At 55.3% G+C, this 21,080-nt stretch carries 19 protein-coding genes and 1 tRNA gene; 6 read left to right on the top strand and 14 right to left on the bottom strand.

The genetic code is table 11. The features are described 5' to 3' along the window. Positions 1–24 precede the first annotated feature (24 nt). Positions 25–1,674, top strand: coding sequence for a malate dehydrogenase (quinone) (gene mqo, locus L379_RS08155; protein WP_032654305.1), 1,650 nt, complete (start codon positions 25–27; stop codon positions 1,672–1,674). A gap of 135 nt (positions 1,675–1,809) precedes the next feature. Here the strand turns inward: mqo and eco are convergent, their stop codons facing one another. Further along, on the bottom strand, positions 1,810–2,319 hold the full coding sequence (gene eco / locus L379_RS08160; RefSeq protein ID WP_015572295.1) for a serine protease inhibitor ecotin: 510 nt from the start codon (positions 2,317–2,319) through the stop codon (positions 1,810–1,812). 202 nt (positions 2,320–2,521) lie between these two features. On the opposite strand from eco, the gene L379_RS08165 reads away from it, so the two are divergent. Continuing rightward, a complete protein-coding gene (locus L379_RS08165) occupies positions 2,522–2,782 on the top strand; it encodes a DUF2534 family protein (RefSeq protein ID WP_006811332.1) in 261 nt (86 codons plus the stop codon). Between the two features lie 66 nt (positions 2,783–2,848). On the opposite strand, the gene L379_RS08170 is transcribed toward L379_RS08165, so the two are convergent. The 3 genes from L379_RS08170 to L379_RS08180 form a co-directional block, all read right to left on the bottom strand. Then, positions 2,849–2,925, bottom strand: a tRNA-Pro gene (locus tag L379_RS08170). Between the two features lie 73 nt (positions 2,926–2,998). Then, the gene (gene yejM, locus L379_RS08175; RefSeq protein ID WP_017383404.1) at positions 2,999–4,759 is read right to left on the bottom strand and encodes an LPS biosynthesis-modulating metalloenzyme YejM; all 1,761 of its coding nucleotides are present in this window, start codon (positions 4,757–4,759) and stop codon (positions 2,999–3,001) included. Between the two features lie 19 nt (positions 4,760–4,778). Continuing rightward, positions 4,779–5,006 (bottom strand): YejL family protein, encoded by a 228-nt coding sequence (locus L379_RS08180; protein ID WP_001135586.1) that lies wholly within the window; start codon positions 5,004–5,006, stop codon positions 4,779–4,781. Positions 5,007–5,140: 134 nt separating this feature from the next. On the opposite strand from L379_RS08180, the gene yejK reads away from it, so the two are divergent. Next, positions 5,141–6,148, top strand: a complete 1,008-nt coding sequence (gene yejK, locus L379_RS08185; RefSeq protein WP_032654302.1) for a nucleoid-associated protein YejK — start codon at positions 5,141–5,143, stop codon at positions 6,146–6,148. Between the two features lie 51 nt (positions 6,149–6,199). On the opposite strand, the gene rplY is transcribed toward yejK, so the two are convergent. Then, positions 6,200–6,484 carry a 50S ribosomal protein L25 gene (gene rplY / locus L379_RS08190; protein WP_015572298.1) on the bottom strand — a complete coding sequence of 95 codons (285 nt, stop codon included), beginning with the start codon at positions 6,482–6,484 and terminating at the stop codon, positions 6,200–6,202. 125 nt (positions 6,485–6,609) lie between these two features. Then, positions 6,610–8,370 carry a DNA repair helicase RadD gene (locus L379_RS08195; protein WP_032103232.1) on the bottom strand — a complete coding sequence of 587 codons (1,761 nt, stop codon included), beginning with the start codon at positions 8,368–8,370 and terminating at the stop codon, positions 6,610–6,612. A 151-nt stretch (positions 8,371–8,521) separates the two neighbouring features. Between L379_RS08195 and rsuA the strand changes: the two genes are divergently transcribed. The 3 genes from rsuA to L379_RS08210 all read left to right on the top strand — a co-directional run bounded on the left by rsuA (position 8,522) and on the right by L379_RS08210 (position 11,065). Continuing rightward, positions 8,522–9,229 (top strand): 16S rRNA pseudouridine(516) synthase RsuA, encoded by a 708-nt coding sequence (gene rsuA, locus L379_RS08200; RefSeq protein ID WP_017383401.1) that lies wholly within the window; start codon positions 8,522–8,524, stop codon positions 9,227–9,229. A 15-nt stretch (positions 9,230–9,244) separates the two neighbouring features. Beyond that, positions 9,245–10,444, top strand: a complete 1,200-nt coding sequence (locus L379_RS08205; RefSeq protein WP_017383400.1) for a Bcr/CflA family multidrug efflux MFS transporter — start codon at positions 9,245–9,247, stop codon at positions 10,442–10,444. 276 nt (positions 10,445–10,720) lie between these two features. Then, complete coding sequence (locus tag L379_RS08210; RefSeq protein ID WP_003859372.1) at positions 10,721–11,065, top strand: YejG family protein; 345 nt, start codon at positions 10,721–10,723, stop codon at positions 11,063–11,065. Between the two features lie 3 nt (positions 11,066–11,068). Here L379_RS08210 and yejF read toward each other — a convergent pair whose 3' ends face one another. The 8 genes from yejF to L379_RS08250 all read right to left on the bottom strand — a co-directional run bounded on the left by yejF (position 11,069) and on the right by L379_RS08250 (position 21,069). After that, positions 11,069–12,658 carry a microcin C ABC transporter ATP-binding protein YejF gene (gene yejF / locus L379_RS08215; protein ID WP_017383398.1) on the bottom strand — a complete coding sequence of 530 codons (1,590 nt, stop codon included), beginning with the start codon at positions 12,656–12,658 and terminating at the stop codon, positions 11,069–11,071. A 1-nt stretch (position 12,659) separates the two neighbouring features. Beyond that, positions 12,660–13,685: a microcin C ABC transporter permease gene (locus L379_RS08220; RefSeq protein WP_015572302.1), complete on the bottom strand. Its 1,026-nt coding sequence runs from the start codon at positions 13,683–13,685 to the stop codon at positions 12,660–12,662. After that, complete coding sequence (locus L379_RS08225) at positions 13,685–14,779, bottom strand: microcin C ABC transporter permease YejB (RefSeq protein ID WP_003859369.1); 1,095 nt, start codon at positions 14,777–14,779, stop codon at positions 13,685–13,687. Before L379_RS08225 ends, L379_RS08220 begins: the two co-directional genes overlap by 1 nt. Positions 14,780–14,788: 9 nt before the next feature. After that, positions 14,789–16,594 (bottom strand): extracellular solute-binding protein, encoded by a 1,806-nt coding sequence (locus L379_RS08230; RefSeq protein ID WP_032654299.1) that lies wholly within the window; start codon positions 16,592–16,594, stop codon positions 14,789–14,791. 75 nt (positions 16,595–16,669) lie between these two features. Then, a complete protein-coding gene (locus L379_RS08235; RefSeq protein ID WP_017383395.1) occupies positions 16,670–18,223 on the bottom strand; it encodes a cyclic di-GMP phosphodiesterase in 1,554 nt (517 codons plus the stop codon). A 127-nt stretch (positions 18,224–18,350) separates the two neighbouring features. Next, complete coding sequence (gene mepS, locus L379_RS08240) at positions 18,351–18,920, bottom strand: bifunctional murein DD-endopeptidase/murein LD-carboxypeptidase (protein ID WP_003859364.1); 570 nt, start codon at positions 18,918–18,920, stop codon at positions 18,351–18,353. A gap of 415 nt (positions 18,921–19,335) precedes the next feature. Continuing rightward, positions 19,336–20,049 (bottom strand): phosphatase PAP2 family protein, encoded by a 714-nt coding sequence (locus tag L379_RS08245; protein WP_032654297.1) that lies wholly within the window; start codon positions 20,047–20,049, stop codon positions 19,336–19,338. A 33-nt stretch (positions 20,050–20,082) separates the two neighbouring features. Continuing rightward, on the bottom strand, positions 20,083–21,069 hold the full coding sequence (locus tag L379_RS08250) for a CobW family GTP-binding protein (protein WP_032654295.1): 987 nt from the start codon (positions 21,067–21,069) through the stop codon (positions 20,083–20,085). Between the last annotated feature and the right edge of the window lie 11 nt (positions 21,070–21,080).

The following is a 21,080-nucleotide window of genomic DNA, read 5'->3' as shown; positions in this document are numbered from 1 at the left end:
CACTATTCAACTAAGGCATAAATGATGAAAAAAATGACTGCCGTGCTCTTTTCTCTGGCCGTGGGGCTGAACGCCGTCTCGATGGCAGCGAAGGCTGACGCACCAAAAGAGCAGGAAACGGATGTCCTTTTAATTGGTGGCGGCATCATGAGCGCCACGCTGGGAACGTATCTTCAGGAATTAGAGCCGAACTGGTCCATGACCATGGTCGAGCGCCTCGATGGCGTGGCACAGGAAAGCTCTAACGGCTGGAACAACGCCGGGACGGGGCACTCGGCACTCATGGAACTGAACTATACGCCGCAGAAAAAGGACGGTTCCATTAGTATCGAGAAGGCGGTAGAGATCAACGAAGCGTTCCAGATCTCACGTCAGTTCTGGTCTCACCAGGTGAACAGCGGTGTGTTGCACAATCCACACTCCTTCATCAACACCGTACCGCACATGAGCTTTGTGTGGGGCGATCAAAACGTCAACTTCCTGCGCGCGCGCTACGCTGCCCTGCAACAGAGCACGCTTTTCCGCGGGATGAAATACTCTGAAGATCACGCTCAAATCAAAGAGTGGGCGCCGCTGGTCATGGAAGGCCGCGATCCGAACCAGAAAGTAGCGGCGACCCGCACTGAAATTGGTACTGACGTTAACTACGGTGAAATCACCCGTCAGCTGGTGTCCTCTCTGAAGAAAAAAGAGAACTTTAACCTGCAACTCAGCTCCGAAGTGCGTGGTTTCAAGCGCAACGCGGATAACAGCTGGAGCGTGACCGTTGCCGATCTGAAAAACAACGAAGCCGAGCATGTGATTAAGGCGAAGTTCGTGTTTATCGGTGCGGGCGGCGCGGCGCTGAAACTGTTGCAGGAGTCCGGTATTCCGGAAGCGGACGACTACGCGGGCTTCCCGGTCGGCGGCCAGTTCCTGGTGTCGGAAAACCCGGAAGTGGTTAACCGTCATCTGGCTAAAGTGTACGGTCAGGCCTCTGTGGGCGCACCACCGATGTCCGTTCCGCATATCGACACCCGCATGCTGGACGGTAAGCGCGTAGTGCTGTTCGGGCCGTTTGCCACATTCTCCACCAAATTCCTGAAAAACGGTTCCCTGTGGGATCTGCTGAGCGCGACCACGACGTCAAACGTTAAGCCAATGATGGACGTGGGGCTGGATAACTTCGATCTGGTGAAATACCTGATTAGCCAGGTGATGCTCTCTGATGAAGAACGCTTCGAGGCGCTGAAAGAGTACTATCCGCAGGCGAAGAAAGAAGACTGGCGTCTGTGGCAGGCGGGTCAGCGCGTGCAGATTATCAAACGCGATCCGAAAGAGGGCGGCGTGCTGCGTCTGGGCACCGAAGTGGTAAGCGATAAGGATGGCACCATTGCCGCGCTGCTGGGGGCATCTCCGGGGGCGTCTACCGCTGCGCCAATCATGCTGCACCTGATGGAAAAAGTGTTTAAGGACAAAGTATCCAGCCCGGAATGGCAGGCGAAGCTGAAAACCATTATTCCATCCTACGGTACGAAGCTGAACGGTAACGTTGAAGCCACGGAACAAGAGCTGGAATACACCAGCCGTGTTCTGCAACTGCAATACGTTAAACCGCAGGCTGCGGATGCTGCGCCAAAGGCAGAGCTGAAGCCTCAGGCGGAAAGCAAGCCGGTACCGGATATCGCGCTGTAAGGTAAACGCAAAACGGTAACATCTGTTACCGTTTTTAGTGTTTTCTCCCTCTCCCCGGTGGGAGAGGGGTGGGGTGAGGGCACCAGAACGCACCCTTTCCTGGTCGGGTAAGCGAGAGCGCCACCCGACTTATTATTAACGAACTACCGCTTGTCCTACCGTCTCATCCGCCTTCCATACGCGATATTTCACATCCACGTTTTCCGGCGTGTATACGACGATCGGCAGCTTGCTGTTATAGCGCAGCAGACTGTTATCACCCAGATACGCGGTAATAAATTTCTTCTCTTTCTTGCCGTCCGGGCACGCCATCATGGTGGAGACTGGCGAGGTTACTTTGTCGAAGACATAGTAGTCATAGCCCCAGCCTTCCAGCGTTTTGCTTTCCAGCTGGCCGCCCAGGCGATGCTGGTTGCAGTCCACTTCCAGCGTCTGGCCGATTAACAGCTCAACTTTGAAATTTGCTTCATCCTGCTGAGCCGGGAGCTGAATAACCTGGCGCTTCATCCCTTTGTCCGCTTGCGGATACGGAGCAACTTTTTCCAGCGGCTGCTCTTTCCGGGTTTCGCTGGCGAAAGCACTAGTGCTGGCGCACGCAGCGGCGATGAGGGCGATGGCAAATTTAGGTGCGTTTTTCACTGTCATTCCTTTTTGTTAAAACGATCCTGGAAAGACTAACATATAGCACGTGAATAGTTGGCGTAATTTACTCATATTTTCATTTTAAACGGAGTAATGCACTGCTTTTATGTTCATTTATTGGTGTTTAATGCTGTGTTGGAGTCGATGCGGCAATCGTGTTATTTTACGCGTTAATTATTGTTATTCATCTGTAAAGGGAGGGGAGATGGTACGGGAAAAACTGAAGACACCTGAAGGCCGCAAGTTCCTGCTGGCGTTACTGGTTGTGTTTATGATTGCTGCTGCATGCGTGGGGCGAGCAACCATTGTCGGTGTGATTGAGCAGTACAACATCCCGCTCTCTGCCTGGACAACCAGCATGTTTGTCCTGCAATCGGCGATGATCTTTGTTTACAGCCTGGTGTTCACCGTCCTGCTGGCGATTCCGCTGGGGATTTTCTTTCTCGGTGGGCGTGAAAAACACTAAGCATTGCGCATGCGGAGACAGGCAATAAAAAACCAGCCATAAGCGGCTGGTTTTTTTGTGTAGTTTTGGTCGGCACGAGAGGATTTGAACCTCCGACCCCCGACACCCCATGACGGTGCGCTACCAGGCTGCGCTACGTGCCGACGCATAAAAGGAATACTACTCGATTCCTTTTTGAATGCAAGGGGCAAGCAACGCTAACTGATTCATAAATAATCAGTTAGCGATAAAGCGCTTCTCGTCTGTCAGCACCTGCAACAGCAAACTGAGCTGCGGCTTCTGGTCTTTCAGCTTCTCACCTTCGAGGTTATACGTCTGGTAATTGCCATTGCTGTTCAGCACCAGGGACAACGTCGGCGTGGTCACCACCAGCGTGTTTCCGCCAGCAGCCGTGACCCAGTTATGACGCCGCGTGGCGCTAAAGAGGTCTTGTCCCTGCGAGTACTCAATTGCCGGTGTGCTAACGTGCAGCAGCCGTTGCATTAACGTGGTCATGACGTCTTTATGGTCGGTGAGCATGTTGATGCGCTGCGCGGGAGTGCCCGGCCAGTGGATCACCAGGGGAACATGCAGGTTCGGACGCGACCACTCCATGCCCTTCGCCTCGTCGCCGAGCGGCACGCCATGCCCCGCCGTGATAATCACGACCGTATTATCCAGCTTGCCCGCGTCGCGCAGGGCGGTCAGCACGCGGCCGATCTGCGCATCGACATCGCCCGCCGCACGGCTATAGCGGCGCGCGAAGCCTTTCTGATTGCTGTCATCAAGCGTTGTGCCGTTAAACGCAACCCAGGAGAACCAGCGGTTATCTTCCTGCGCATAGCGCTTCAGCCAGTCTATCCACTGGTCAGCGGTCCGATCGTCAGACTGGCTCTGCGCGGCGGGCAGTGAGAAATCAGACAGCAGCGCCTGGCGGTACAGCGAGCTGTTGAAACCATCAGAGGCGAACAGCCCCAGCTGGTAGCCCTGCTGATTAAGCCCGGTAATCAATGCCGCCGGAATACGGGCCGACAGCACGCCGTCCATATAGCTCGGTGAAATGCCGTAGAACAGGCCGAAAATACCCGCGTCGGTCGAATTACCGGAGCTCATATGCTGAGTGAATACGATGTTGTTCTCAGCGAATTCAGCCAGCGCTGGCATCTGCTTCTCATAGCGGGAATAGTTCAGGCCATCGACGGTAATCAGCAGCACGTTCTGACCGCGGCCCATGTCGCGATATTTCAGATCGCTCAGGGGATACTGCACGCTGACCGCTTCCGGATTACCCTGTTCGACCAGACGACGCTGATACTCCTGCGCGTCCAGCAGGCCGTGTTTTTCGAGGAAACGACGCGCCGTCATCGGATAGGAGAGCGGCAGATTTGCGCGCTGCATGGTAATCGGGCGGTAGAAGTTCGCATCTGCCCAGATATACATCAGGTGCGAACCGATAAATGAGGCGAAAAAGAGCGCCGCGACGGGCTTCGCATAATGGCGGCGTCGGGTCAGACTGCGGAGTTTTTGCCAGCTCCACGTGGCGAACAGCATTTCGATCAGCAGGATAATCGGCACGCTGATAAACATCAGCTGCCAGTCGCGCGCGGTCTCGTTCTGATCCGGGTTAATCACCAGCTCCCAGACGACAGGATTCAGGTGCAGGTGGAAACGGGTAAAGACTTCGCTGTCGATCAGCAACAGCGTCATGCCCGCCGTCGCAAGAATGGCGGACAGGAAGCGCATCAGCCGCTGCGACATGACGATAAACGTCAGTGGGAACAGGATCAGCAGATAGGTGGCGAAGACCAGAAAGCTAAAGTGACCAACAAGACTCATCCACGAGTAGATGCGCCCGGTTAACGTGGTTGGCCAGTCCGCCACAAACAAATAACGGCAGCCGAGCACCATCGCCAACAGAATGTTGAACAGGGCAAACCAGTGCCCCCAGCTGACCATCTGGGAGACTTTTTCACGGTAGCGCTGACGATTCGTCACCATAAACTGTTGTTCGTTTCCCTTAGTGTGCCTGGTCGTCGCTAACGGAGGACTGCAAAGCCTGGGCGAAAGATTTGGCGATCGCCTGACGCTGAGCCGGAGCAACGCTGGTATTGATCAGGTTGGTAACCATATTTCCCAAAACCATCAGGGAGAGATCGGTTGGCGTTTTATGTTTTTCCAGTACGTTGACCAGCTCACTGAGCAATTGTTCAACGTGTTCGTCACTGTAGCGGGAATGTTGTGGCATAAATCAAAATCAGTTTGTTGAGAGAAGGGCGACATATTACCGTAGCAACAGCTTTTTTTCCCCTTTTTTATCTTCTGTTGCACACATGCGTTGGTGGTGGTTGAATACCGCCCGGTCTATAAGGAGAGTTTATCATGAGTCTGGAAATCAACCAGATTGCCTTGCACCAGCTTATCAAGCGTGATGAGCAAACCCTTGAAGTGGTGCTGCGCGATTCGTTACTGGAACCAACGCCTACCGTTGTCGAGATGATGGCGGAGTTGCATCGCGTCTACAGCGCGAAAAATAAAGCCTATGGCTTGTTCAGCGAAGAGAGCGAACTGGCGGATAGCCTGCGCCTGCAACGTCAGGGCGAAGAGGATTTCCTGGCATTCAGCCGCGCTGCTACTGGCCGTCTGCGTGACGAGCTGGCGAAATATCCCTTCGCCGATGGCGGTATCGTCCTGTTCTGCCACTACCGCTATCTGGCGGTAGAGTATCTGCTGGTCACCGTGCTGAATAACTTAAGCAGTATGCGCGTGAACGAGCAGCTGGATATCAGCTCAACGCACTACCTGGATATCAACCATGCGGATATTGTGGCGCGTATCGATTTAACCGAATGGGAAACCAACCCGGAATCAACGCGCTATCTGACCTTCCTTAAAGGCCGCGTGGGCCGCAAAGTGGCGGATTTCTTTATGGACTTCCTCGGCGCCAGCGAAGGGCTGAATGCCAAAGCGCAGAACAAAGGTCTCCTCCAGGCGGTGGATGACTTTACGGCTGAGGCGCAGCTTGATAAATTTGAGCGTCAGACCGTGCGTCAGCAGGTTTACAGCTACTGCAACGAGCAGCTACAGGCTGGAGAAGAGATTGAGCTGGAGTCGCTGTCCAAAGAGCTGGCAGGCGTCAGCGAAGTCAGCTTCCAGGAATTTACTGCGGAAAAAGGCTATGAGCTGGAAGAGAGCTTTCCGGCGGATCGAAGTACGCTGCGTCAGCTGACGAAATTTGCCGGTAGCGGCGGTGGGTTAACCATTAACTTTGATGCCATGCTGCTCGGGGAACGTATCTTTTGGGACCCGGCCACCGACACGCTGACCATTAAAGGCACGCCGCCGAATCTGCGCGACCAGCTTCAGCGTCGCACCTCTGGCGGTAAGTAACAGCCATAAAAAAACCCCGCAAACGCGGGGTTTTTCTCGACAGGTTTGCGATTACGCGCGAACGAAGTCGATGTGAGTCAGTTTTGGCTTGAACGCGTGACGCTGAACAGCCTGAACTTTCACTTTTTCTTCTTTACCGTCAACAACGATGGTCAGAACTTCGCTGTAGAATTCAGCTTTGTTCTGCATGTTCCATACTTTGTCGTGATCCAGTTCAATAGCAACTGGAGCAGCTTCGCCACCGTAAACGATAGCCGGGAACTTGTTTGCGGTACGCAGGCGGCGGCTCGCACCCTTACCCTGCACGTTACGTACTTCTGCTTCGATAGTGAACATTGATTTCTCTCTGTATTTAAAACCCTACTACAGGCGACCCAGCAGCAGGTGAGTGTTCTGCCTCACGGATGTGAAGCGGGCGGCATTTTATACTCAAATGGCTCGCGCATCAACGAAAAGTCCCGTTAACCGCGCAATTCGTTTGCCCGGCGAAAGCGTCCTTCATAGTCAAAGACCTTCTCACGCACCTGCCAGAACTGCCCTTTTTTACGGGCGACAACAAAATCAGGATGGCGCAGTAACGCCTGCTGGCGCACGATATCGGCCACGGTTAGCCAGCGCAGCGGCACGCCAGGCGTGCGGGTATGCGGGCGGATAAAGAGCTGCTCAAACGCGGTGCGCTGGGCGGGCGTCTGGACCCGGAACCGCTCGCTGACGTCTGCGCCATCCTCGTCGTAGTAGGTAATTTTTAGCCACTCGCCTTTTTCATCCGCGCCGGGCTGTAAGGCCATGCCGGAACAGCGCAGCACCAGCGCATCTTTCAGCTTCAGCGCCGCTTTCAGCATGTCGTCCGGGTCGACCAGGACCGTGTCGCACTCCCGACAGCGGCGGGCGGCAATGTCGTTTTCGGCATTGCACTGCGGGCAGTTTTTGAAGCGGAAGCGGAAATCACACTGTTCGCGATGGCCTTCATCGTCTTCAAACCAGCCCTGACAGCGGCGGCCAAAATGTTCGATCAGCGTGCCGTCGGCGGTGGTTTTCCCCCAGAAGGTGTTGGCAAACCCGCAGGCAGGGCAAAAAACCTGAACGGGCACGTTGTCGCTCTTGCCTTTTGGCGTGCCGACTTCCGGCGAATAGAGATCGTGCGGGTTACCGGCGTAATCAAGGATCAGACAGTCGGTTTTGCCCGGCGCCAGACGCAGCCCGCGGCCAACAATCTGCTGATACAGGCTGACGGATTCCGTCGGGCGAAGAATCGCAATCAGGTCGACGTGCGGGGCGTCAAAGCCGGTGGTTAGTACGGAGACATTCACCAGATAGCGGAACCGCTGAGCTTTGAAGTCCTCAATCAGGCTGTCGCGCTCCAGGCCGGGGGTTTCACCGGTAATTAACGCCGCGTCGTCGGCGGGCAGCAGCCCCGTAATTTCGCGCGCGTGTTCGACAGTGGCAGCAAAAATCATCACCCCTTTGCGCGTTTGCGCGAACTCTTCAATCTGGCTGATGATATGCGGCGTGATCCGCTTCTGTTTTTTCAGCTCATGGTTAAGATCTGCCTCGCTGAACAGCCCGTTGCTCTGCGCCTGTAAACGGCTGAAATCGTACTGCACGACGGGCATATCCAGCCGCTCCGGCGGCGTCAGGTAGCCGTGCTTGATCATGTAGCGCAGCGGAAGCTCATAGATACAGTCGCGGAACAGGGCCTTTTCATCGCCACGCACCATGCCGTGATAATGAAACTGATAAATCCAGCCCTTGCCCAGACGAAACGGCGTGGCGGTGAGGCCAAGCAGACGGAGGTGAGGATTCACCTTTTTCAGATGAGTGAGGATTTGCTGATACTGGCTGTCGTCGTCATCGCTGATGCGGTGACACTCATCGACAATCAGCAGGGAAAACTCGCTGCGAAACAGTTCCAGGTTGCGCGCAACGGATTGTACGCTGCCAAACACCACTTTTCCGTGGCTCTCTTTGCGCTTCAGTCCGGCGGCAAAAATGTCGGCCTCCAGGCCGAGCGCGCAATATTTGGCGTGGTTTTGCGCCACCAGCTCTTTGACGTGCGCCAGCACCAGCACGCGTCCGCGGGCCAGGCGCGCCAGTTCGGCAATCACCAGGCTTTTACCGGCTCCGGTCGGGAGAACGATGGCGGCGGGCTCCCGATGCTTGCGAAACCAGGCGAGGGTGGCATCAACGGCTTCCTGCTGATAGGGGCGTAATGTGAACGTCATGGCTTCTCTATTCAGTTAACTCGCATATAGTATGCCACGAAACTTTTTCCCTTGAGTGGCGCAACCAGACCATTATACTGAACTGTTTCTGACTGCTTCTTTTTCGGACGCGTAGTCCGACTTCCAGCACCATTAAGGCTAAAAAGATTTCATGCGACTTGATAAGTTTATCGCTCAGCAACTCGGCGTAAGCCGCGCTATTGCCGGGCGTGAAATTCGCGCCAGCCGCGTAACCGTGGACGGCGACATTGTGAAAGACAGCGCTTTTAAACTCCAGCCTGAGCACCAGGTGGAGTATGACGGCAACCCGCTGACCCAGCAGAATGGCCCGCGCTACTTCATGCTCAACAAACCGGAAGGTTACGTCTGTTCAACGGACGATCCGGATCACCCGACGGTGCTCTATTTCCTCGACGAACCTGTGGCGCACAAGCTGCATGCGGCAGGGCGACTGGATATCGATACTACCGGCCTGGTGCTGATGACCGATGACGGCCAGTGGTCGCACCGCATCACCTCCCCGCGCCATCACTGTGAGAAAACCTATCGGGTGATGCTTGAGTCTCCGGTCTCGGATGACACGGCAGAGCAATTCGCGAAAGGCGTTCAGCTGCATAATGAGAAGGATCTGACCAAACCGGCGGTGCTGGAAATCCTCACCCCCACGGACGTCCGTCTGACCATCAGTGAAGGCCGCTACCATCAGGTGAAGCGGATGTTTGCCGCCGTGGGCAACCACGTTGTGGGGCTGCATCGTGAACGTATCGGCGCGATTGAACTCGATCCAGACCTGGCCCCAGGGGAATATCGCCCGCTGACGGAAGAAGAGATTGCCAGCGTCGGGCTGCCTTCACGCTAAATTCAGGAGAACCCTGTGACCACCAGGCCACACTCGTCGTTTAAAATTGTATTTATCCTTGGCCTGCTGGCCATGCTGATGCCGCTGTCTATCGATATGTATCTGCCCGCGCTGCCGGTGATTTCCGCTCAGTTTGGCGTACCGGCAGGCAGCGCGCAGATGACGCTCAGCACCTACATTCTTGGTTTTGCCCTCGGTCAGCTCTTTTATGGCCCAATGGCCGACAGCCTGGGGCGTAAACCGGTTATCCTGGGCGGGACATTGATATTTGCCGCGGCGGCGGTGGCCTGCGCGCTGGCGCAGAGTATCGATCAGCTGATTGTGATGCGCTTCTTCCATGGCCTGGCGGCGGCTGCGGCAAGCGTGGTGATTAACGCGCTGATGCGCGACGTCTACCCGAAGGAAGAGTTTTCACGCATGATGTCGTTCGTCATGCTGGTCACGACCATTGCGCCGCTGGTCGCCCCCATGGTGGGCGGGGCGGTCCTGGTGTGGTTCAGCTGGCATGCGATTTTCTGGATCCTGGCGATTGCCGCGCTGCTGGCCTCGGTGATGATCTTCGTCTTTATCGATGAAACGCTGCCGGTCGAGCGACGTCAGAAGTTCCACATTCGCACCACGCTTGGCAACTTTGCCTCGCTGTTTCGCCATAAGCGTGTGCTCAGCTATATGCTGGCCAGCGGCTTCAGCTTTGCCGGAATGTTCTCGTTCCTGAGCGCGGGGCCGTTTGTGTACATCGAACTGAACCATGTGTCACCCCAGCATTTTGGTTACTACTTCGCGCTGAATATTGTGTTCCTGTTTGTGATGACCATTATCAACAGCCGCTTTGTCCGGCGGGTTGGGGCGCTGAATATGTTCCGCGCCGGGCTGTGGATCCAGTTCGTGATGGCTATCTGGCTGGTATTGAGCGCGTTGCTGGGCGTCGGTTTCTGGGCGCTGGTGGTGGGCGTGGCGGCGTTTGTCGGCTGCGTGTCGATGGTTTCATCCAACGCGATGGCGGTGATCCTCGACGAATTTCCGCATATGGCGGGCACCGCCTCGTCGCTGGCAGGAACGTTCCGTTTCGGAATTGGCGCGATAGTCGGGGCGCTGCTCTCGACGGCGACGTTTAATACCGCCTGGCCGATGCTGTGGGCGATTGCCCTCTGCGCGACCTGCTCCATTCTCTTCTATCTTTACGCCAGCCGGCCGCGAAAGACGGCGCATAAATGACCACTTAAGGCCCGAGACGGGCCTTTTTGTTGACCCATATCAACCAACCCTCCGTTCGTTTACCCTGTGTTTGTTTCTTTTATGTAAAATCTATTTATGTAAAAAGTCACATCATTGTATTTAAAAAGGTTGAGTTAGATCGCAGAAACGGGTACATATAGCGCCGACGCGAGCCTGCAACGCCTATAAAATCCGCTAAACAGTGCAGGTTGGCGATGATGTGTTACTATAAATGTAAATAAATTGTGAAGTAAATTTGCTTCCGGGGATCTGAACGTGAATACATTACAACTCTCCATTGTCCATCGCTTGCCCCAGAGCTATCGCTGGTCGACGGGTTTTGCAGGTTCGAAAGTTGAACCGATTCCGCAAAGCGTTGCCGGGGAGGATAATTGTCTGGTGGCCCTCAAACTGCTCAGCCCGAGCGATGAAAATGCGTGGCCGGTCATGGAACGTCTCAGCCAGGCGCTGACGGACATCGAAGTGGACAGCTCCGTGCTGGAATGCGAAGGTGAGCCGTGCCTGTTTGTTAACAGCCAGGATGAGTTTGCCGCCACCTGTCGGCTGAAAAACTTCGGCGTGGCCATTGCCGAGCCGTTCTCCGGTCAATATCCTTTCTGAGTGCTAGTCAGCGGACAATAGCTGGCGTGTGTAATCCTGCGTCGGCGCGGTGAATACGCGCTGGCACTCTCCCTGCTCAACGACTTCTCCCTGCCGCAATACCACCACCTGATGGCAAAGCGCACGCACCACCTGTAAATCGTGGCTGATAAAGATATAGGCCAGCCGATGCTTTTCCTGTAGCCCCTTCAGCAGCGCCAGAATTTGCGCCTGCACGGTGCGGTCCAGGGAAGAGGTTGGCTCGTCCAGCACGATCAGCTCCGGTTTCAGGATCAGCGCGCGGGCAATCGCTATACGCTGGCGCTGTCCGCCGGAAAACTCAGCCGGATACCGGTGCCGGGTCTCGGGATCTAAACCCACTTCCGCCATCACCCGCATCACGTCGATTTCACGCTGTTGCGCCGTCATTGTCGGCTGGTGGACGCGCAGGCCCTCTTCAATAATCTGTAATACGCTCAGGCGCGGGTTAAGCGAAGAGTTTGGATCCTGAAATACCACCTGCATCCGCGGACGCACGGGAAGCATCATCCGGCGATTCAGGTTTTGCAGCGGCATGCCGTCAAAAACAATGCTTCCCTGAGAGGCGATCAGGCGCAGCAGCGCCAGGCCGGTGGTGCTTTTGCCTGAACCGGACTCGCCCACAAGCCCAAGCGATTCGCCTGGACGCAGAGCGAAGCTCATGTCTTTCAGAACATGATTGTGATCGACCACGCGACGCAAAATGCCTTTGCGGATCGGGAATGACACCGACAGCCCCTCAACCCTCAGCAACGGCGCGCTGTCAGCGTTAAGCGGAACCGGGTCGCCAGCGGGTTCGCTATCGAGCAGGCGCTGTGTATACGGGTGCTGAGGCGCGCTCAGCAGGGCGGATGCCCGGTTCTGTTCCACGCAGCGGCCGTTTTGCATCACGGCCACCGTGTCAGCGAGCTTTTTCACGATGCTCAGGTTGTGCGTAATAAACAGCAGGCTCATGTTCAGCTCGTCGCGCAGTTCGCGCAGCAGTTGCAGAATTTGTGCCTGTACCGTGACGTCCAGCGCGGTAGTAGGTTCATCGGCAATCAGCAGTTCGGGGCGCGTGAGCAGGGCCATTGCAATCATCACGCGCTGGCGCTCGCCGCCGGAAAGCTGGTGCGGGAAATCGTTCAGCCGTTTCGCCGCATTACGGATACCGGTGCGTTCAAGGCAGTCCAGAATTTCACCCCGCGCTGCCTCTTTACGCATTCCCCGATGAAGTGACAGCACTTCATAGAGCTGTTTTTCCAGGGTATGCAGTGGGTTGAGCGACACCATCGGCTCCTGAAAAATCATGGCGATGTTGTTGCCACGAATGCCGCGCAGGGTTTGCTCGTCAGCGTTCAGCAGCGATTGTCCATGGAATAGAATATCCCCCTGCGGATAGCTGACCGGCGGGGAAGGGAGCAGGCGCAGCACCGACAGCGCCGAAACGCTCTTACCGGAGCCGGATTCCCCGACCAGTGCCAGCGTCTCTCCGCGCTGGATCTGCAACGATAAATCCGTCACCACCGTGCGTGATTCGCCCTGTTTTGAAAACGCAATCGACAGGTTCTCTATGCTCAGAAGAGGCCGGGTCATGTCATACCGCCTTGTTGGGATCGAAGGCATCGCGCACGGCTTCGCCAATAAAAATCAGCAGGGAAAGGAGCACCGCCACGGAGAGGAATGCGGCGATGCCCAGCCAGGGGGCCTGGAGATTGTTTTTGCCCTGCAACAGCAGTTCGCCAAGGGACGGTGAGCCCAGCGGCAAACCGAAACCAAGAAAATCAAGCGACGTCAGGGTGGTGATGGAGCTGCACAAAATAAACGGCAGGAAGGTAAGGGTCGCCACCACCGCATTGGGAAGCATGTGGCGGAAGATGATTGCGCCATCGCTCACGCCTAACGCCTGCGCGGCGCGAATATAGTCGTAATTCCGCGTACGCAGAAACTCCGCGCGTACCACGCCGACCAGCGCCATCCAGCCGAACAGGACGGTGATCCCGAGCAGCCACCAGAAGCCAGGCTGTACCACGCTGGACAGCAGGATAATCAGAAACAGCGTCGGCATACCGGACCAGACTTCAATCACGCGCTGTCCCCATAAATCTATTTTACCCCCGTAATAGCCCTGCACGGCGCCCGCCACAACGCCCATTACGCTGCTAAAGAGCGTCAGCAGCAGCCCAAACAGGAGCGAGATGCGGGTGCCATAGAGAATGCGCGCCAGCACATCGCCGCCGTTGGCGTCCGTTCCCAGCCAGTTTTGCGCGGAAGGCGGCGAAGGGAAGGGGGTGGACGTGGCGAAGTTAATACTGTTTGCGCCAAAACGAATCGGCGCCCAGATAGCCCAGCCGTGCTGCGCTATCTGTTCACGTAACCAGGGATCCTGGTACTCGGCTGGCGTCGCAAACGGGCCGCCAAAATCGCTTTCGCTGTAGGTGGTCAGCACCGGCACATACCAGCGGTCTTTGAAATGCACCAGCAGGGGTTTATCGTTGGCAATCAGTTCCGAACACATACTTAAGGCGAACAGGACGGCGAAGATCCACAGCGACCAGTAGCCGCGACGGTTGTGGCGAAAACGCGCCCAGCGGGCCTGATTGACGGGGCTTAAACGCGACATCAGCGGCCCTCAAAATCGATACGGGGATCGACCAGCGTATAGCTGATATCGCTGATGATGTTCAGCAGCAGGCCGATCAGGGTGAAAATGTAGAGTGTGCCAAACATCACCGGATAATCACGGGAGACGGTGGCCTCATAGCCCAGCAGCCCTAATCCGTTGAGCGAGAACATCACCTCTATCAGCAGCGAGCCGGTAAAAAACATACTGATGAACGTGGCGGGGAAACCGGCAATCACCAGCAGCATGGCGTTACGAAAAACGTGCTTCCACATGATCTGCTTTTCACCGACGCCTTTGGCGCGCGCGGTGACGACGTACTGTTTGCGGATCTCATCAAGAAAGGCGTTTTTGGTCAGCATCGTAAGCGCCGCAAAACCGCCGATGACCGTCGCCAGCACCGGAAGCGTGATGTGCCAGAAGTAATCGGTGATTTTCTGATACCACGGCAGGGTGCTGAAATCCGCAGAGACCAGCCCGCGCAGCGGGAAGAGGTCGAAATAACTGCCGCCGGCGAAAAAGACAATCAGCAGCACGGCAAACAGAAACGCCGGGATAGCGTAGCCGATGATAATGAATGTGCTGCTCCAGATATCGAAACGGCTACCGTTGTAGACCGCTTTTCGGATCCCCAGCGGAATGGAGACCAGATAAATAATCAGCGTCCCCCACAGTCCGAGCGTGATGGAAACCGGCAGGCTTTGTTTGATCAGGGTTAACACCGAGGCGCTGCGAAACAGGCTGTCGCCAAAATCGAAACGGACATAATCCCAGAGCATCCTGAAATAACGCTCGTGCAGCGGCTTGTCAAAACCATAGCGATGGGTGATCTCGGCGATCACCTCCGGATCCAGTCCGCGACCGCCCCGGTAGTGGCTTTCGCTGATGTTGCCCACGCCCGTCCGGGCATGGCTGGCCCCCATTCCTTCACCGCCGCCGCCCGGCATGCCGCCAGCGTGACCAAATTCTATTGCCGCAATTGCCTGGTCCACCGGACCGCCGGGGGCGATCTGGACGATAAAAAAGTTAATGGTAATGATGGCCCACAGCGTCGGGATCACTAACAGCAGCCGGCGGATAAGATAAGCGCCCATCGTCACTCCTTAACGCCGCTCTGCGGGCAGTTTTGCGGCTTTATTCACGTCATACCACCAGGTGTCAAAGCCGAGGGTGTAGACCGGGCGAACGGCAGGCAGGGAGAATTTATCCCAGCGGGCCACGCGATCTTCGCCCATATACCACATCGGCAGCATGTAATAGTTCCAGGTTAAGACCCGATCGAGCGCGCGGCCAAGCGGCAGAAGCTTGTTCTTATCGCCCTGAGCGGCGACAATTTTTGCAATCAGCGCATCTATCACCGGGCTCTTTACGCCCGGGGCGTTGTAGGAGGAGTCGATATACCCCGATGCCCAGGAGATTTGCAGATCTGAACTCGGCCACGGCTGCGCGGCCCACAGGGTCTGCATCATGTCGTAATCGCGACTGCGCTTGCGGTTGGTTAACTGGGCCATATCGACCTGGCGGATATTCATGGTGACGCCAAGCCGGGCAAGGTTCTTCTTAAATGGCAGCACCCACTGATCGTTTGCGCCGGAGGCAATCAGCAGTTCGAAGCTGAGCGGTTTACCGGTTTGCACATTAACCCGTTGCCGATTTTTCAGCACCCAGCCAGCATCATCCAGCAGGTTGCTGGCTTTCAGCAGGTTGTCCCGGTCGAACCCGTTTCCGTCGGATTTGGGCGGTTCAAATACGCGGGTGAACACCTCCGGCGGGAGCTCCGCTTTCATTGGCGCCAGCAAAACCAGCTCGTCTGCGTGGGGATAATCACGGGCGGCATATTCAGTATTCTGGAAATAGCTGTTCGCCCGGCTGTAGGCTCCGTAAAACAACGCTTTGTTCATCCATTCGAAATCAAACGCCAGGGTAATGGCTTCACGCACCCGACGATCGGAAAAAACCGGGCGCTGAATATTAAACGCCAGCCAGCGCGTGTCCTGCGCGGATTCGTTTTTGTGTTCGTCTTTAACGATATAGCCTTTCGCGAAATTTTTTCCGATATAGCGGGTCGCCCAATTTTTGGCGCTGTTCTCGACACGTAAATCAAACGCGCCCGCCTTAAATGCCTCGAAGGCCACGTTATCATCCAGGTAGTAGTCGTAGCGGATTGTATCGAAGTTCCAGCGGCCCCGGTTTACCGGCAGCGTGGCTGCCCAGTAATCTTTCACCCGGGAATAGATCACGTACTGGCCCATTCGCCAGTCGGTAATGCGATACGGCCCTCCGGCCAGCGGCGGGGTAGAGAGGGGATCGCTCAGCTTATGATTTTTCCAGAAGGATTCGGGCATGACGGGCAGGGAGAACAGGCTCAGCATATTCTCTTTGTTCGGCTCAGGGAGTTCGATTCGCACGGTCAGCGGGGCGATGGCTTTCACCGTGGTGCCCTTGTACACCAGACGAAACTGCGGCACGCCTTCGGTCATAAATTTATGAAAGGTGAATGCCACGTCACGGGCGCTAACCGGCGTACGGTCGTGAAAACGCGCCCGCGGATTAATCGCGATTTCTGCCCAGCTGAAATCATCGGCGTATCGCACGTTCTCGGCGACCAGGGGATAATAGCTGCCGGGCTCGTCGTCGGAGGTGACGAACAGCGTGTCATAGAGGGATTCGGTACGCGCTGCTGCCACGCCCCGCAGGGCAAAGCGGTTAAAGTTGTCAAACGTTCCCGTGGCGGAAAGCGTCACGTTTCCGCCTTTCGGGGCGGCGGGGTTAACGTAATCGTAGTGGTTAAAGTTAACCGCGTACTTCGGCTCGCCAATGACGGCAAAGGCCGTGCTCTCTTTGATGGTCTGCGCCTGGCTCGACAGGCTCACCAGCGCCAATAGCGTCAACACAACGCGCATAATCATAGTGCGGCGGATCCCTTTGTTCACAGGCAGGCTCGGTTGAACAGAATAATAAGGGACAGCGCCGTGATTGTGAAATTATTCCCCGAGCGTGATGTCGGGTTGCCACGTCCTGAACTGCTCCAGCGGCATCGGGCGGCCGATCCAGTAGCCCTGAAGATAGTTCACGCCATGCTCGCGCAGCCACGCCGCCTGCTCCGGCGTTTCAACACCCTCGGCAACGGTTAACATATTCAGGCGTTCTGCCAGCGTCAGCACCGCGTCAAGCACTGGCGAGGTGACGGTTTCAGTCCCGATGGCATTCACGAAGCCACGGTCAATTTTCAGGTAATCCATCGTGAAGCGTTCCAGATAGATCAGCGCGCTGTGGCCGGTGCCAAAATCATCGATGGCAATTTCAAAACCTTCTTCGTGCAGCCATTCGAATAGCTGATTAGCCTCGCGGTGGTTGATCATATCGCGCTCGGTTATTTCCAGCACAATCTGGAAGTGATCGGGTGGAAGGGCGGCGGCAAACGCGCGCATATCCTCTTTAAAGCTTTCCGCATGCAGATGCCCGGGCGCGATGTTGATCCCAAACTTGGCCCCAGGCGGGAGCACCGTTTGCAGGACAGGGGCATCGCGGATAATCAGGTCAAAAAGATGCAGCGTCAGCGGGACAATCAGCTTCTGCGCTTCAGCGAAATTAATAAAGGCATCCGGTGGAATTTCTCCCATCACCGGATGCTTCCAGCGCATCAGGACTTCCAGCCCGGTCATTTTGAGCGACTGCGCATCCACGACGGGTTGATAGACCACGTAAAACTGGTCGCGTTTGATGGCCGTTAGGATCTCTTTCCCCGGATTAAGACGGATAGTAAGAATATAGAAATTCAACAGGCCCGCCGCGATACCGCAGACCAGGCCGAAAAACAGGGCGTACAGCACTTCATCGGTCGTCCAGGCTTCCGCATAAACATGGATGGTCAGAGGCACATTTTTCAGCGTGGCGGTACGGACCGGGATATCAGGCAAATCACGCGCAGGGACCAGCGTTCCGGAATGGGTTGATAACGCATAATCGCCAATAATGATGGAAATACCGGCAAACTCATCCTGTCTTGAGGTGTAGAGGAGATAAGGAGTCAGGTTAAGATTAACGGAGGTAAATACACCGCCGTCCTTCACCAGTGGGTTGCGATACCAGATGGCAATCGCGGGCTTGTCCGGCATCATGGGGGTGCCCGGCAGGAGCGCCATATCAACCTGTTTATTGATGTGCAGTTCAGGAATAAGCGCTTGCAGGGGGACATTCATCGGGCCGGTGGCGGAAGAGCAGTAGGCGTTTTTATCCCTGACCAGCAAAAAGGCGCGCACGTTGATGCTAAAGGCCGCCCGGGAGGTCAGGGCGGCACTCACTTCCTCGCAGCTGTTTAGCGTGAGTGGCTGGAGTGTATCAATCGACATTTTGAGCTCATCGAAATAGCTCTCCATGTAGACGCTTAAATCGGTAATAAGGGTATCGAATCTGACGTCTCGCTTGTGGTAACTCCAGTAAAACTGTAATGCTCCCAGGAGCAGGGCAGTGAATAACCCCGTAAGGAAACTGAGAAACAGAATCTTGCGGTTGCTGGAGAAGTAGCGGGTAAACATAGATGTCGTGATTCCTGAAATGCCGCTGGATAGTTATCAGTGTAACGGGCAAAAAAAAACACTGCCGGAGCAGTGCTTTTTTTATCGTATCGCCAGCCAAGGGATAACCAACGATACGACAGCAATATTAACTACGGCTCAGAACGCGGCGAGCTTCGTTGTAGCGCTTCTTCCAGTAAGGTTCGTTCATGCTGGAAATCGTCACACCACTGCTGGTGGAAGCATGGACAAACTGATCGTTACCGATATAGATGCCAACGTGTCGACCGGTTGAACCCGCTCTGAACAGGACTAAATCGCCCGTGCGCAGTTTAGTGCGCGAAATGGATTTGCCCATTTCCTGCTGTTCATAAGTAGAACGCGGAAGGTCTAACCCAAACTGTTCACGGAACGTACGCTGTACGAATGCGGAACAATCGATGCCTTTCTTGGTGCTGCCGCCCAGACGGTAACGCACGCCTTTCCAGTCAGCATACTGATCCATAATACGCGACTTAACGTCGAGATTACGTACCATATTTTCAAATTCATCCTGAGAGGCTTGCAGTGAAGAGGAATCTTCCATTCCCACAACACGCGTCTCAGGATGCATATTCTTCGCGGTATTCGTCGTACTACATGCCGAAAGCAGAACCGCCACTGCAATCGCCGGGATCCCCCGCAAGATATATCTCAAGATTGGTTGAGATTTGACCATTTTGTTTGTTTTCCCTTGAAGTCCTTAACGAAAATATCGTTATAAAAATGCCAACCGTGACGAGACTAATAATCTGTTCACAATGAGACAATTCTTTATGGTGAAAACTGTGGCTCAACGCACAAAATTATTCACCATGATAATAATTATCTCAGTGGGGCAAAACGAGTTCGAGGTTAACCGATTGCACGGGGTATTGCGAGCAAAAAAGTCCGTTTTTTTATAAGAAAATGTGATACACAAAGTTACAGCGCGGAATTGCTCAAAATGCCGCCATTCATATCGGTAATCCCTGCAATTGCTTCATTTTTATCACGAATTGTATGACGGGATGATGACAGCGTTGAATGACGCCGAAAAGAAGTGACGCAGGGATCGAAAACGATCCCTGATGAATGGTGTTAATTTTCGTTATTTATTTGTTTCCAGCTTGTTTAAATTTGCCAGGAAGATAGCGATCAAAAATGCCTATTATGCGATCGCTCAGTGGGGTCATCAGCGCCCACGGTAAACCAATTAACACCGCCGTGAGGGAGCCTACGGCGATATCTGTCAGCCAGTGAGCGCCAATCATCACCCGCGGGAATGCAAATACCACCACAATAACCAGGGCGATGGCGAAGGCTTTTTTACCAAAATAGCGCAGCATGAAGCCTGCAAAAATCAGCAGCATCATACCGTGGTCGCCCGGGAAACTATCCTTCGAGGCATCTTTGGTTGGAATATGAAGCAGCTCGCTGACGCGGTTAATATTCGGGAAAAAGAGCGAAGGACTGGCGCGTTTAACCGGCATCAGATGCTGCGCCAGCTGGTTGATAATCACGGCCGTCAGCAGCATCACCAGGCCGATAATCAGAATACGGCGACGACCCGTTTTGTCTTCCTTCAGCCAGAAGGAGAGCATCAGACAGCCCATTGCCAGCAGCGAACAGCCGTCAAACGCGCGGTTGTTGGTGATCGCCACCAGCCACAGGAAGGCTTCACTCTTCGCCAGCGCCTGGTTAAAGAAGTGGAACAGCCCGGAATCCAGCGGGAACCAGAAACCGTGATCCGCCGGGATATACCAGGAGAAAAAGATCGCCAGGCCGGCAGCGTTGAGCAATAAAATAGCAGGAAGTCGAGTCGTCATAGTCTTCAGCAATGTGTGAAATCAGGGGCAACGTTAGCCGCCCAAACTTAAACGAAGCTTCAACAGGCTTGACTGGAGGGCATTCCAGTCGGTATTAACCGCACTAATTAACTCTATCCGGCTGTCGGGTGGCGCGACGTTCTGGGTTTCAATAAAGAAATCCTCGCCCTGACGGTTAATGCGCACCAGACCATCCGGAGTGCGCATGATCCCTTTTACCCGCTCAACCGGCGCGAGTCTCGCCCATTCCAGTATACCAATGGTGTCGAAAACCGTATCGGCATCGAAGATCCACCCGCAGGCCTGATGCCCCTGGCCGCTGTTCAGGTTGCGACGCCAGCGCTGATGCTCCGGCAGGCTCAGTGCAGCCAGGCCTTGCTTCGCGCCGTGGCTATGCGAATGCTCAGCGCTGGCAGGCAGTTGCGTCTGGTTGAGGCGGGGAAGGTCGAGCAGGGCGCCATCAATGTTGCCCTGGGTCGTCTGCACATACTGACGTCCACCGCCAGCCTGCTGCCACCAGGACTGGAACGCGGCCTGACTCTCAGCCGTCGCGCGATCGGATTTATTCGCCCCGATAATATCTGCCGAGGCGAGCTGGTCGCGGAAATTGTCATTATTGATCGCTTTTTCATCCAGCAGCTGGCGGGGGTCGAGCAGGCAAAGCGTCGCACGCAGCTCAAGCCACGGCTCGTATACCGGGGCGGTCAGTAAATCAAGGATTTGCTTAGGATGCCCCAGCCCGGTGGGCTCAATCAGCAGACGGTCCGGCTTGCCCTGACGCAGCAGCGTATTCAGCCCGACCTGCATCGGCAGACCATTCACGCAGCACATACACCCGCCCGGGATCTCTTTCACCATCGCGCCGCTGTCGGCGAGCAACGCGCCGTCGATCCCCACTTCGCCAAATTCGTTGACCAGCACGGCCCACTTTTCCGCCGGGTCTTTATTGGCCAGCAAATGCAGAATGGACGTAGTTTTACCGCTGCCGAGAAAACCGGTGATCAGGTTGGTTTTGGTCACGTGCGCTCCGA

The organism is Enterobacter sp. MGH 33 (genome assembly GCF_000534535.1).
GTDB classification, from domain to species: domain Bacteria; phylum Pseudomonadota; class Gammaproteobacteria; order Enterobacterales; family Enterobacteriaceae; genus Enterobacter; species Enterobacter hormaechei_C.
Note: the sequence above shows the minus strand (reverse complement) of the source record. Positions and strands in the feature narration are given on the sequence as shown.